The following is a 13,860-nucleotide window of genomic DNA, read 5'->3' as shown; positions in this document are numbered from 1 at the left end:
ATGTATAGGATAACAGACTATTCTCTAAAATGACTCTAAATACCCTCAGAGGTGCACATGGGACAGAAGCCACTTTGCCACACCGTCCTCGTCGCATACGGATATCCGTCCCGTGGCATATTCCTTCAGCGCCGGGGCGGCATTTTCCACCGCATAGCATTCCTGGGAGATACGGAACATGGAAATATCATTCAGGGAATCGCCAAAGGAGACAATCCTGTCACATCCCCACAGCTCTTTCAGTCTGGTAATGGCATTGGCCTTAGTAGCCTTTTTTGGCATGACCTCGCACCAGTACTCCGTCTCATACAGTTCCTGCTGCAGGGTACAGGTAAAAAGTCCGCTGGCAGCAACCGTTTCATAAAAGGGCAGAAGCATTTCCCTGTCGCCGATACAGGTAAAGTAAAACATATCTCCTGTATACAGTCTGCTTTCATCCGGCACCGGATTCAGCCGGGGATCGCCCTTCCGTTTTTGCAGATAATGGAAAGCCCCTTCGTTTTCCGTGCCGGATATCCAGCTGAGCCGTTCTACACCCTCCTGAAATGAATAGACAAAAGGGTAAAGCCGGAAACGCTTCAGAAGCGTTGTGATATACGCGCTCTCTTCCGGGGTAAAAAACAGCGAATACAGGGGAAGGCCGGTGTCCGCATGGAAAATAAAAGCGCCGTTATATGCGATGACGGGAATACGGGCCGACAGCCCCCTGGTCACAACGGATGCAGAAACAAGGGAACGGGCCGTTGCATAAGTAAAAAGCATCCCTTTGTCAACCAGTCCGTTTATGGCATTTATCGTAAACGGGCTTATAGTATTATCGGAACGAAGCAAGGTTCCGTCCAAATCGGTAACATACAGGGTTTTCATAGGGTATCATCCTCTTTGTACAAGCCGGAGGGCGTAAAACCGCCGGCAAAAAAATAGGCTACAGTCTGGGAACGGGAGCTGAATTCCTCTGTCCGCAGCATTTCCCTGATTTCTTCCCTGGAATATAGCCCTGCATGGATTTCTTCATTATCTGATGTATGATCCGCAAAGCTGCCCTCGGTCTGTACGAATACCAAATGGGTGCTGGTATCGGAGAACCCCACCGCGGAATAAGAAGGGGGCAGAATATCCAGAAACCGGGAAACCGACAGCCCGGTTTCTTCATATAACTCCCGCCTGGCACAATCCTCCACGCTTTCCCCTTCCTGAAGCATACCCGCACAGAGATTATAAATGGATTTATTGATGCTCATCCTGAATTCTTTCAGGAGAAGCAGCCTATCCTCCTGAAAGGCTACAATGGTTACCCCGTTTATCTGACGCCCGATATCTTCTGCACAGGAAAGGCGGCTGCGGCTTACCAGCTCAAACACCTTTTCCCTGCCTCCCTTGTTCAGATAAGTCAGTTCGTAGTTATTCAGATAGGTCCCTTCATGGATTTTTTTCATACGAAGCAAACGCATGCCGTCATTCTCCTGTCACTCTATTCCCAGCTGTTCCCGCAGTGGCCTGCGTATCTTTTTCCTTGTGATCTCCACAAGTCCCAAAGGCGTCATATCCACCACCACCGCCTTTACCGGATCCTGTCTGAGTTCCCGGGAAAGGGCCTGGAGCAGCTCCTGCTTATCCTCGCTGGCTTCCATATTAATGAAATCCACCAGGATAATACCGGACAGGTTGCGCAGGCGCAGCTGTCTGGCGATTTCCGCCGCCGCCTCCAGATTGATCAGACGGAAGGTTTCCCTGACCGCCTTTTTACCGCTGTATTTGCCCGTATTCACGTCGATAACTGTAAGTGCTTCCGTTGGTTCGATAACCAGATAACCTCCGGATTTGAGCCATACACGCGTCTCTGTGGCCTCCTTCAGTTTGGCGGACAGGCCGTACAGATTCATCAGGGTAACCTGTGAATCCTGATACAGCTTCAGCTTATGCAGCTCACCCGGACACTGTTGTGCCAGAAATTGTTTCACTTCTTCATACAAATCGGGAGCATCGGTAAGGATAGCCTCATACTGATCGTGATAGGTGTCCCGGATTTCAGTGAGATAGGCGCTGTCCGGACGGTACAGACAGCTGCGGCAGGTCCGGCTGCCGGCAACGGAAAGGATCTGAGCAGCCAGGGCGTCCAGACGCAGGATATCCAGGGCCAGTGGCTCCGCCTCCGCCAGCTCCGATGCGTTTGTACGGATAATGACGGTTGCCCGTTCCAGAACCGCCTGTATGTCTTTCCTTTCCAGCCAGTCTTTCAGTTCCTTTTTCCGGGAGCTTTCCAGCTTGCCGGAAAAGACCAGTCTGCCCGGCCGGAAGGAAGGAAGCAGGACGGCATACCGCCCGGAAAAGGAAAGCTCCGCAGTAACCACCGGATCCTTGGTTTTAACCGCCTCCTTCTCCACCTGTACCAGCACTTCATCCCCTGCCAGCAGCCGTCCGTCGTAAGTACGGTTCAGCAGCCGGGGGGCTTTTCGGTTATCCAGGGATAGAAAGGCGCGCTGCCCTCCGGCAAGTTCCAGGAAAGCGGCGTTAATATTTTTTACCACATGATTTACTTTTCCCACATAGATACTTCCCAGGGAACAGGGCAGCTGTGCCTGATCCGGCGCAGCTGCGGCGTCCGCACCGGAAGCCGGAAGCGGATAGGCATTGGCCTCCAGCAGTTTTCCGTCCTCCAGAAGCAGGGATAAAATATGTTTCTCCTGTTTCAGGAAGATAAGTTTAGCATCTTTCAAAAGTCGTCACCCACTTCATCCAGCGGCACAAATACCGGTTTTTCCGCCGTGCCGGTATTTGTGTAGGTCTCTTCCCGGGTCAGCTGCAGCTTCAGCAGGGGAAGCTCCTGTTCCATGCCCGCATATTCCCAGAGAGCGCCCAGAAGCAGCGCCGGTTTGATATTGCCCCCGCTGCTGGCATCCACCATAAATTCCAGACGGCCTTCGGGAGTTACTCTGCATTCATAAATACCGGGCCGGATATCCATTTGGGAGCTTCCTTTTTTGGTTTCCTTGGTGACCGTAATGCCTGGCTGTTCCAGGAATCCTTCCAACGCCCCTTCCAGAAAATGAAAATCGGAGGAAGGATCCTTAAAATGAACGGTATATCTGGCAGCAGCTACGCTGGCCATGGCATTTCCCGCCGTTTCCGGCAGCATTTTCACACTAAGGACTTCTATTCCCGGCACACAGGCTTCATTCAGACGTCTGCACATTTTTGCAGAACGAAGTTCTGTGGAACGCAGTTCAATATCCATATACTCCCCATTGCTGCACATCCCCACCCCAAGGGGGGAGGCAAAACTCATGATCTGATGGGGGCTGAAGCCGGTGGAATACGCCACATCGATCCCGGCCCTGCGCAACGCCTTCTGGAAAAAACGCATCACGTCCAGATGGCCGATAAACCGCATACAGCCATATTTGGCAAATTTAACACGTACCTTCATGCCTGCGCACCTCCTTCCCCGTCATTCGCACACATTTCTTTCAGGATCATTTCTTCCGGGCAGCCCGCCGTTTCTTTGCTTTCATGCAGATGGGCATATTCCATAAGGGTCTGGGCGGCTCCGTCTTCAATTTCCCCCTCCGCATTTCTCTTTTCAAAACAGATACCGCCGCCGAAACGGGCCGCCCCGCAGCCCTGGCACTGTCTTTTGCAGTTGGGGGTCACGATTCCTTCCTGGGCACGGAGCCACTCCCTTTTCAGAAATTCCCTGGAAACACCGCAGTCGAGAAAATCCCAGGGGAAGATTTCATCCAGCGCTCTTTCCCTGACCGTATAAAAATCAATATCCAGGCCGCATTCCTCAAAGGTTTCCAGCCATATATCGTTTTTGAAAAATTCACTCCAGGAGTCATAGAGGCAGCCCTTTTCATAAGCTTTCCGGATAACCTGTCCCAGCCTGCGATCCCCTCTGGCAAATGCGCCTTCCAGCATGCTCACATCCGCTTCATGCCAGTTGTATTTAATCCGTTTCTGGTTAAGCTGCTCTCTTACCGCCGCTTTCGTCAGTCGGGCTTTGTCCAGGAATTCCTCCTTTGTATTCATCTTCGCCCACTGGAAAGGGGTGAAGGGTTTGGGTATAAAGAAGGAAGTGCTTGTCACGATCTGTACCTGACCGGTCCTTTTTTCTTTGGGAACCGTTTCAAAAAACAACGCCGCAATCTTATTGGAAAGCTCTGCGATTCCCCGGATGTCCTCTTCGGTTTCCGTGGGAAGCCCCAGCATAAAATACAGCTTCACCCTGGTCCAGCCTCCCTCAAAGGCCATAGCGGCACCCTTCAGGATCACTTCCTCCGACAGGCCTTTGTTTATCACATCCCGAAGCCTCTGGCTGCCCGCTTCCGGCGCAAAGGTCAGGCTGCTTTTCTTTACATCCTGCACCTTTCCCATAATATCCAAAGAAAAGGCATCAATACGCAGGGATGGAAGGGAAATATTCACCATACGTTCCCGGCATGTTTCCATCAGAAAGGTTACCAGTTCCTCCAGCCTGGAATAATCGCTGGAGCTTAAGGAACTCAGGGAAATTTCCTCCTGCCCGGTGCTGTCCAGCATTTGTACCGCACACTGCTTCAGCATTTCCACATCCCGTTCCCTCACCGGCCGGTATAACTGCCCCGCCTGACAGAAACGGCAGCCGCGGATACAGCCTCTCTGTATTTCAAGCGTCACCCTGTCCTGCGTTATTTTGGTAAAAGGAACGATCGGTTTCCTGGGGTAATAGGTATCCGTCAGATCCATCTGGATCTGTTTCAGGACAGTACGGGGAATGCCTTCTACCTTCGGGGTGAAAGAATCGATGGTACCATCCTCTTTATAAGCCGTTTCGTACAGGGAGGGTACATACATACCCGGCAGACCGGCCGCCTGTATCAGAAATTCCCGCCGGGTGATACCGGTTCTCTTATACTCTTTATAGAGATCCAACAGCTGGCGGTAAATCGTTTCCCCTTCCCCGATGTAAAAGATATCAAAGAAATCTGCAATCGGCTCCGGATTATACGTACACGGGCCTCCGCCGATGACAATAGGATGGGTTTCCTCCCTTTCCTCTGCGAGCAGCGGAATACCTGACAGATCGAGTATCTGGAGAATATTCGTATAACACATTTCATACTGGATGGTAATGCCGAGAAAATCGAAATCCTTCACCGGTTCCTGGGATTCCAGGGCGAAAAGAGGAATGCCCTTCTCCCTCATTATTTTATCCAGATCCACCCAGGGGGAATAGACCCGTTCACACCAGGTATCTTCCCAGCTGTTAAACATATCATATAGGATCTGGATACCCAGATGGGACATGCCTATTTCGTATACATCGGGAAAGCACATGGCAAAACGGATGTCCACCTTTTCCGGATCCTTCATAACCGAATTTACTTCACAGCCTATATAGCGGGCCGGTTTGTCTATCGTTAACAATATTTCATCATCTAAAGCTAGTGTTCTCATGGTTTTTCCTTATTTATTGTGATGTTTGCATAGTGTTTATAAAGTGCATTAAGGGCCGGTATGGCAGCATAGGATAATACAATATGCCGCAATGCCTAATTATAAGGCATTTCACGGTATTAAGCAACACTATTTGGCAGAACATAATTCGGAAAAACTGTGCCGTTACTGTTCACTCCGTGACCAGTAACACTGTGCTGCCCTTTCCGGGGCCGGATTCTATTTGGATGCCATAATCCGAACAATAATAAAGTTTTAGATGCTTGTCCGTTATGCCATTTATGAAGATGGCACCTCATGATCAAGCCATATCTCAATATCCCGTCTCATGGCAGCAAGGGAAATGATTCGATAAGGTCTGCGTACTTATCTGTATTTTTGGGTCTTATAACGATACTATATCCGTATTTCATTGATACTTCAATTTCCCATATTCTGCGTGAATAGATATCCCGCGGCGATAAAAGCCGCCGGCTGTTTTTTGTATATGCATAGGCAAAATGAGTTGCATTGTCGTTAATGATTGCACAGGTCATTCCTATATCCGTATAGCGTTTATGTAATCCTAATGCAAAACTTTGTATGCTTTCAGGCAACGGAAATAATATATCCTTCAAAACATCGCATACGTCCGTATCTTCCGCCTTCATTACCCTGTAATCACATCGTAAAAGATCATTCGCATTATTATAAAACCGCACCCACTGTTCCACCGCCGCAATCGACAGGGCCTTTAACCCCGTCAGCATGACTGGTGCCTTGGGATAAGTTACTTCCAAAAAACCGCCTGTCATATGGAATGTCTTATCATTTAAATCAATACCAGTAAAAACAAAACCGCAGAGAGCTAAAAAGCGTAAATATTCCATTTGCTTAGAGGCAGGGATTTTGGGCTTTATAGACGTAAATGACGGAATTTCAGAGACCAGTAAAGAATCACCGCTTTCATTCAGTCTGCCGTTATAACCAATGTCAATCAAGAGGTGATTCATTTTCTTCAGGAACGGGTAGTCCGATGGGTTCTTTGTTTTCTGCGGTTTAGCGTATAAATATCCGTCAGAAATTAATCGGTCACAAAATACATACAGAAAATCTCTGAAGGCAATAACGCCGTTATGAATATTCTCTTCACTTGCAACATTTTTAAACTTAGGTTTCAGCTCATAAGTGTCAGGTATATCCGCCGGTATCAGGCTTTTTAGATAAGCCGCATACGCACTGATTGGTTTTTGCATCACTGTCTCGCCATGGCTTGTACTCATTCCATCCCCCCTTTACTTTGTCTTTTCCTTAATAGGCAGCAGCAGATCAATTTGTGTATCTTCCATTTTCGCTCCATTATTCATAAGGTTGTAATAATTTAATGTTTCTTCAAAGCATGGCCCGCCGGCTTCTTCATATTTCTCGCTTTCACTGACCCACTCCCGAAGCAAACGCCAATCCTGAAAATTCCAGTCCCTCAATACATGGGCGGCATACATTCCGCCGCTGAACGTTTTTTTTACCAGAGGCGGCTTGATTTCCATATTTTCAGGAATTGATACCCATGCTTCATATGCCGTTGGAGTTACTCCTGCTTCCACTCTTAGATCTTCTCTGGAACAGTCAAAACCCATCCCTCTGGCATCGGGTTTTATTTTAAGCAATTCCGTATCGTACACAAATTTTTCAATCATACCAGTCGCTTCCGGCCCCACTCCATATTCTGCTTTCCCCGAATAGCGGGCTGCTGCTACGGTCATAGGCGGAAGGTAAATAATACGTACTTCTTTGTCCTCCAGCTTTTGTAAAATTTCATTTGCTTTATTAAGGTCTTCCATGGACTTTTCCTCCTGTATGGTATTTTTGGGAAAGGAAACGCTGTTCACAACAGCAAAAACTGAACTGTCTCCAAGATAATCCAGCTGCAAATGCAGATTTGCTTTTTCCTGAAGTTCCTGAACAAGGCGGCTGAGTAAAGATTTAACCGTTGATAACGCTGTCATCTGTTCGTCAAGCTCCCTGATATTACTCTCAAATACTTCGATTACCCCCAATGCGCTGCTGTTGCCGAATATCTCCCGGATTTGCTTTACAGGTACCCGCAGCTTCCGTAATATGATGATTTGGCGAAGCCTCCTGATTGCTTCTTCATCATAAACCCTGTATGCATAATCCTCCACGCGCCGGCTCTCTATCAATCCTATCTGCTCGTAGTAGCGGAGCATACGGCTTGAAATACCAAGATTTTTTGCTACTGTGCTGATTGTCCTCATTTGTTCCATAGTATTTCCACCTTCCTTTTGATTAACTATAAAGCATGACACGGTGTTCGTGTCAAGAAAAACAGAGGAGAGATTGAAAAGAAAATGTTCTATGGAAATTCCAGGCCGGCAATTTCCATAGAACATTTTATAGATCAATACACAATCGTCTGTCTCGCAGTACAGGCTTCCATCAAGTTTTAATTAAGGCAGCTTATCATGTAAAGTATAGGAGAATTGGCTGATAAAATCGACAAGTTTCGTTTCCGATTCATTAACAGCCGCCTCGATCCGGTCTGTGGTAATGCCTCCAATACTAAGGTCCTGCCCCCGGCAAAAATAATAAATACCGAACAGCAGGACCGCAATAACAAGCCGCAGGCCAAAAGAGGACATATGTACCCCTTCTTCCGGACGGGAGTATTCTGCCGCGCTCAGCGGATAGCCGTATTCATCAATACCGCCGTAGCTGTCACTTTTTCCATAAAGGATCTCTTCCCTGGTGCGGATGCGCTGCTGGTTATTATGATTTTCTTCACGAATCAGGCGCATCAGCTCCAACCTCCGCTGGGTATTTGAATCTTGGTTCATTTCCGACCTCCTGATTTAACAACAGGACCTTCCTGCAGGGCCTCTGCCTACAGGGAAAGTCCTTCTTAGTAAAAAATATGATCGAAAATGTCAGTCCATACCTACTTTTTTGTGGGACAGCCTTCTGTATTCCCGCAGGAACAGGATCCCTGTCACGGTAACGGCAATGGTGTCGGCAACAGGTTCCGCAAGGAATACACCGAACACCTTATCCGGAAGCAGGGCGGGAAGAATGAAAATCAGCGGTATCAGCAGGATTACCTTTCTGAGCAGTGCCAGGAATACGGAGGTAATCGCATTGCCCAGAGCGATAAAGGTCTGCTGGCAGGCTATCTGGATGCCGAATAAAAGGGAGGCCGCCATATAAATACGGATAGACCAGGTTACATATGCGGCCAGCTCCCCGTTACTGGTAAAAATAGCGATAAAAATCTGAGGAAGGAACATGGCAATGGCCCATAATAACGTACTGTATGCCAGACAGGACACCAGCAGCAGCCGGAAGGCTTTCTTGACACGTTCAATGCTTCCTGCACCGTAATTAAAGCTGATGATCGGCTGCGCCCCCTGCGTCAGCCCCTGAAGCGGCAGCATGGAGAACTGCATAACGCTGGTCATTATAGTCATGGCGCCCACAGCGATATCCCCGCCGTATTTCAGCAGAGAGGTGTTAAAGCATACGGATATGACACTCTCCGTAAACTGCATGATAAAGGGGGAAACCCCAAGCCCGATACTGGGCAGGATAATCGCTGCAGAAAGCTTCAGGTTGCCTTTCCGGATGCGAAGGAAGCTTTTTCCTGATGTGAGGAAACGAAGCACCCAGACAAAGGATACGGCCTGGGATAATATCGTAGCCAGTGCGGCGCCTTTCACCCCCATGCCCAGACCGAAAATCAAGACAGGATCCAGGATAATGTTGCAGACTGCGCCGATCGCAACGGTAAGCATCCCGGTCCGCGCATATCCCTGGGCATTGATAAAGGCGTTTAACCCCAGGGAAATCTGGACAAAAATAGTGCCCATAGCGTAAATGCTCATATAATCCCAGGCATAGCCGATGGTGTTGTCACTGGCTCCGAACATCAGGAGAATGGGCTTGCCGAACAACAGGATAACTGCGGTGAGCACAACTGCCATCAGTACCAGCATGGTGGTGCAGTTACCCAGTATTTTTTCAGCGGTATCCTTATCCCCTTTTCCCATCATGATGGAAGCCCGCGGCGCGCCGCCCATGCTGACCAGCGCCGCAAAAGCGGAAATTGCCATAATCAGGGGCATGGTTACCCCCACCCCCGTAAGGGCGCTCGGTCCCACATCTGCTATATGGCCGATGTACATGCGGTCCACCATATTATACATAACATTGATAATCTGTGCCAGAATCGCCGGCAGCGCCAGCTTGAAAAGAAGCTTTCCTATGCCGCCGTTCCCTAAATCCGCTTCTTTTTCCTGTGTTGCTTTCATAATAATATCCCCTTTCCAAAACCGGATTGTTCCAAAAAGAACTAATTCCATACATAAATATACAGAGGAAGCGATGAATTGTCAACTGTTCAGTTCCTTCACAGTTACGAATTATCTATCCTGCTTCCTCTGTAACAGAAAAAATTCATTTCTATCTGTTCGCCAGCTCGGTGGTGATCTCTTCCCAGGTTACCTCTTTTTCTGCCATGAGAACCATCATATGGTACAGGAAATCACAGATTTCATACTTGATCTCATTGGGATTGGGATTTTTAGCCGCAATTACGATCTCCGTAGCCTCTTCCCCAAGCTTTTTCAGGATCTTATCAACTCCCTTATCAAAAAGATAATTGGTATAGGAGCCTTCTTTGGGATTTTCCTTCCGGTCTTTAATGACCGCAAAAACATCTTCGAATACCTTCAGCGGATTGTGCTGGGTATCGGCCTTTTCATCCATAGTCAGGATTTCATTAAAAAAGCAGCTGTAGGATCCGGTATGGCAGGCCGCTCCGATCTGTACCACTCTGGCCAGAAGGGTGTCCATATCGCAGTCTCCGTGAAGGGATTTGACATATTGGTAATGGCCGCTTGTCTCTCCTTTTATCCAAAGCTCCTGACGGCTTCTGCTGTAATAGGTCATTTTTCCGGTATGTATAGTGGCCCGGTAGGCCTCTTCATTCATGTATGCCTGCATAAGAACAGCATCTGACTTATAATCCTGTACGATAACAGGGAGCAGGCCGTCGGAATTCTTTTTAAAATCCTCCCACTGGTAGGCAGCGGTTATCTCCGTCACTTCAATTCCGTTATCCCTGCACAAATCTTTAAGCGCCTGGATTTCCCGGATATTATCATTAACCAGCTTCCCGGCGATCCCTCCCACATTTTCCAGCTTCAGGATCTCAATGATTTTCTCCAGGGACACTTCCGGAAGCGTGGTAATCACAGGGACCGGACTCACCTGTGCCACTTCCTTCAATATGGCAGGTTCTTTAATAAGCAGGCGGCTGATATATTGATTGATAAGCGTGCACTGCTCCTTCACCACCTTGCTGTTGTCAACCATAGCAAGAAGTTTATCGGCACCGAATTTTAAGGATACCTCCCTGGTGATCTCCACGTTGTCCTCCCGGGAATAATCCAGCACCGCCTGCCGGCAGCCTGCGTACAGCAGCTTCTTCACATCCTCCATACGGCGTATATGGCCGGCACCGATAACCGGCACCGCCACGGAGGAACTTATCTCCTTTATCATATCAAGATTCTCTTCATGCTCATTATCCGTTCCGGACAAATCAAACACAAAGATCCCGTCACATTTATTATCGCTGTAGCTTACCGCAAGGGCAACCGGATCAATGCTGGCCTCCCGCATATCGTCCAATCCGCATACCGCTCTTTTCTGATAAAGATAAATACAAGGCAAAAATTTTTTCGAGTTCATGGCTTTCCCGCTCTTTCATTTGCATTTTATGGCACATTGACCCACTGAGTCATAGCCTTTCTTCCTGACCAACTTGGTCAAAGGCTTCCTTTTGTACTTAATACCCCATCGATCCGTTCGTCTCTGCCCGTCGCCATATCCAGCGCTTTGGCAAATGCCTTAAACATGGCCTCTGCCATGTGATGACTGTTCAGGCCGGAAAGCATTTTCAAATGCAGGTTCATGGCGGCACTATAGGAAACGGCATAGAAAAATTCCCGGATAAGCTGGCTGTCCAGACCTCCGATCATAGGAGTTGGGAAGCTGCATTCGAATTCGAAATACGGCCTGCCGCATAAATCCACGGCACTCAGGGCCAGCGCGTCATCCATGGGAAGGATAAAATAACCGTATCTGCGTATCCCTTTTTTATCAGAAACCGCCTGTGCAATCGCCTGTCCAAGGACAATTCCGGTATCCTCTGCCATATGATGGCCGTCCACATGCAGATCGCCGCTGCCCTGTATTGTCAGGTCAAACAATCCATGCCGGGCAAATCCTTCCAGCATATGGTCAAAAAAACCGATTCCCGTATGAATATCGCTCATTCCAGTACCATCCAGATTTAAAGTTACCGTGATGTCGGTTTCTTTTGTGGTTCTTGTAATGGATGCCTTCCGCTTAAGCGGCTGGCATCCGCCTGTCTCCTGTTCCATGGGACCGCCCTCCTTAACAGTTATTCAAATCTTACTTTAATCGAATTTGCGTGAGCCGTCAAGCCTTCCCTTTCGGCAAATAATTCAATATCCTTATGAACCTTCTCCAACGCTTCTTTGGAATAGGAAATGATACTGGTTTTCTTCATGAAATCATCCACATTGAGAGGGGAGAAAAACTTTGCGGTACCGTTTGTGGGAAGGACATGGTTGGGGCCGGCAAAATAATCGCCTAAAGGCTCACTGGAATATTCCCCCAGGAAAACAGCTCCCGCATTCCGGATCCGGGTCATGACCGGGAAAGGATCCTTTGTGAGGATTTCCAGATGCTCGGAAGCGATTTCATTTGCCGTGTCCACAGCGCTGTCCAGGCTGTCTGCCAGCAGTATGTATCCATAGTTATCCAGGGACTTGCGTATAGTCTCCCTGCGGCTTAATGCCGCCAGAAAGTTCTCGGTTTCTTCCGATACTTTAGCTGCAAGCTCTTCACTGGTGGTAATGAGGATGGCGCTTGCCAGTTCGTCATGCTCCGCCTGGGAAAGCAGATCCGCGGCAACATAACGGGGATTCGCCGTCTCATCCGCTATGATCAGGATTTCACTCGGCCCCGCGATGGAGTCAATGCTGACATAGCCGAAGCAGGCCTTTTTGGCAAGGGCTACGAAGATGTTACCCGGCCCTGTAATTTTATCCACCTTGGGAATACTTTCCGTTCCGAAAGCCATTGCGGCAATCGCCTGGGCGCCTCCCACCTTATAGATCTCATCCACACCTGCGATATTGGCCGCCGCCAGCGTTCCCGGATCCACCTTTCCATCCGGTCCGGGAGGCGTGGTCATTATAATACGCCTGACGCCGGCTACCTTGGCCGGAATCACATTCATCAAAACACTGGACGGATAGGCCGCTTTCCCTCCGGGTACATATACCCCGGCCGTATCAATGGGTAGCAGCTTCATCCCCAGGATCGTCCCGTCCGGTTTGGGATCAAACCAGCTGCTGCGCAGCTGCTTTTCATGGAAAAGGCGGATGTTTTCCGCCGATTTACGCATAACCTCCGCAAACTCACCGCCGATCTGCGCATAAGCCTCTTCGATTTCTTCCCTGGTGACTTTCAGCGTTTCCGGGGTGATTTCACAGCGGTCAAACTTACGGGTATAGGAAAAAACAGCCTCATCCCCTTTTTCCCTTACCTGGGTAATGATATCCGCCACAACATTTTCATACTGCCCGTAATTATTCGGGCTTCGTTTCAGAAGATCGTTTTGCAGATCTTTTTTGGTATTATCCGACAGCTTCAATATTCTCATAATAGCTAATCCTCCTACAGCTTTTCCTTCAGCTGGTTAATAAGCCCCTTAATCCGTTCCGGCTGCATCTGCATACTCACCTGGTTCACTATCATCCTTGCGGAAAGCGGGCATACCTCTTCCAGCACCTCAAGCCCGTTTTCCCGGAGGGTGCTTCCGGTTTCCACGATATCCACGATTACATCGGAAAGGCCTACAATCGGGCCAAGCTCCACCGATCCGTTTAATTTAATGATATCCACAGTCTGATGCTTTTTATTATAAAAATAATCCTTGGCAATATTGGGATACTTGCTCGCCACACGGATCATCGCATGATGCTTCAGCAATTCCCGGGATTTAACAGGCCCGCAGACACACATGCGGCATTTCCCGAAACCCAGATCCAACACTTCATATACCCGCTTCCCTTCTTCCAGGAGCGTATCCTTTCCCACTACACCGATATCCGCCGCTCCATACTCCACATAGGTGGGGACATCCGGCCCTTTAGAGAGAAAGAATTTCAATTTCAGCTCTTCATTCACAAAAATCAGCTTCCTTGAGGATTTGTCCTTCATTTCTTCACAGGTTATACCCACTTCCTCCAGAAGCTCCAGCGTTTTATTGGCAAGCCTGCCCTTGGCGAGGGCAAAGGTTAAATATCTTTTTTCATCCATGGTTTTGATTCCTTT

At 48.6% G+C, this 13,860-nt stretch carries 13 protein-coding genes; all 13 read right to left on the bottom strand.

Features of this window, described 5'->3' with window-relative positions; all coding sequences use genetic code 11:
- Nucleotides 1–45: 45 nt before the first annotated feature.
- On the bottom strand, nt 46–867 hold the full coding sequence (locus DXA36_RS03200; protein WP_118676161.1) for an HAD family hydrolase: 822 nt from the start codon (nt 865–867) through the stop codon (nt 46–48).
- Complete coding sequence (locus DXA36_RS03195; RefSeq protein WP_118676159.1) at nt 864–1,451, bottom strand: NUDIX hydrolase; 588 nt, start codon at nt 1,449–1,451, stop codon at nt 864–866. The genes DXA36_RS03200 and DXA36_RS03195 overlap by 4 nt, the downstream gene beginning before the upstream one ends.
- 15 nt (nt 1,452–1,466) lie before the next feature.
- Nucleotides 1,467–2,717 (bottom strand): ribonuclease E/G, encoded by a 1,251-nt coding sequence (locus DXA36_RS03190; protein WP_243114554.1) that lies wholly within the window; start codon nt 2,715–2,717, stop codon nt 1,467–1,469.
- Nucleotides 2,714–3,427 (bottom strand): TIGR03936 family radical SAM-associated protein, encoded by a 714-nt coding sequence (locus DXA36_RS03185; protein WP_118676157.1) that lies wholly within the window; start codon nt 3,425–3,427, stop codon nt 2,714–2,716. Before DXA36_RS03185 ends, DXA36_RS03190 begins: the two co-directional genes overlap by 4 nt.
- Nucleotides 3,424–5,436, bottom strand: a complete 2,013-nt coding sequence (locus tag DXA36_RS03180) for a TIGR03960 family B12-binding radical SAM protein (protein WP_243114553.1) — start codon at nt 5,434–5,436, stop codon at nt 3,424–3,426. The genes DXA36_RS03185 and DXA36_RS03180 overlap by 4 nt, the downstream gene beginning before the upstream one ends.
- A 326-nt stretch (nt 5,437–5,762) precedes the next feature.
- Entirely contained in the window at nt 5,763–6,698 is a 936-nt protein-coding gene (locus tag DXA36_RS03175; RefSeq protein ID WP_118676155.1) for a hypothetical protein, read from the bottom strand.
- Between the two features lie 12 nt (nt 6,699–6,710).
- The gene (locus DXA36_RS03170; protein WP_118676153.1) at nt 6,711–7,700 is read right to left on the bottom strand and encodes a MerR family transcriptional regulator; all 990 of its coding nucleotides are present in this window, start codon (nt 7,698–7,700) and stop codon (nt 6,711–6,713) included.
- 183 nt (nt 7,701–7,883) lie between these two features.
- On the bottom strand, nt 7,884–8,270 hold the full coding sequence (locus DXA36_RS03165; RefSeq protein ID WP_118676151.1) for a hypothetical protein: 387 nt from the start codon (nt 8,268–8,270) through the stop codon (nt 7,884–7,886).
- A 90-nt stretch (nt 8,271–8,360) separates the two neighbouring features.
- Nucleotides 8,361–9,737: an MATE family efflux transporter gene (locus tag DXA36_RS03160; RefSeq protein WP_118676149.1), complete on the bottom strand. Its 1,377-nt coding sequence runs from the start codon at nt 9,735–9,737 to the stop codon at nt 8,361–8,363.
- A gap of 151 nt (nt 9,738–9,888) precedes the next feature.
- On the bottom strand, nt 9,889–11,181 hold the full coding sequence (gene hisIE, locus DXA36_RS03155) for a bifunctional phosphoribosyl-AMP cyclohydrolase/phosphoribosyl-ATP diphosphatase HisIE (protein ID WP_118676147.1): 1,293 nt from the start codon (nt 11,179–11,181) through the stop codon (nt 9,889–9,891).
- Between the two features lie 77 nt (nt 11,182–11,258).
- Nucleotides 11,259–11,876, bottom strand: coding sequence for an imidazoleglycerol-phosphate dehydratase HisB (hisB, locus tag DXA36_RS03150; RefSeq protein WP_118676145.1), 618 nt, complete (start codon nt 11,874–11,876; stop codon nt 11,259–11,261).
- 20 nt (nt 11,877–11,896) lie between these two features.
- Nucleotides 11,897–13,186: a histidinol dehydrogenase gene (gene hisD / locus DXA36_RS03145; protein WP_118676143.1), complete on the bottom strand. Its 1,290-nt coding sequence runs from the start codon at nt 13,184–13,186 to the stop codon at nt 11,897–11,899.
- Nucleotides 13,187–13,200: 14 nt separating this feature from the next.
- Nucleotides 13,201–13,845 carry an ATP phosphoribosyltransferase gene (hisG, locus tag DXA36_RS03140; protein ID WP_118676436.1) on the bottom strand — a complete coding sequence of 215 codons (645 nt, stop codon included), beginning with the start codon at nt 13,843–13,845 and terminating at the stop codon, nt 13,201–13,203.
- Nucleotides 13,846–13,860 lie beyond the last annotated feature (15 nt).

This window comes from Eisenbergiella sp. OF01-20, from assembly GCF_003478085.1.
In the GTDB taxonomy this organism is placed as follows: domain Bacteria; phylum Bacillota; class Clostridia; order Lachnospirales; family Lachnospiraceae; genus Eisenbergiella.
The sequence above is the reverse complement of the archived record's forward strand: the minus strand, read 5'-3'. Positions and strand labels throughout refer to the sequence as shown.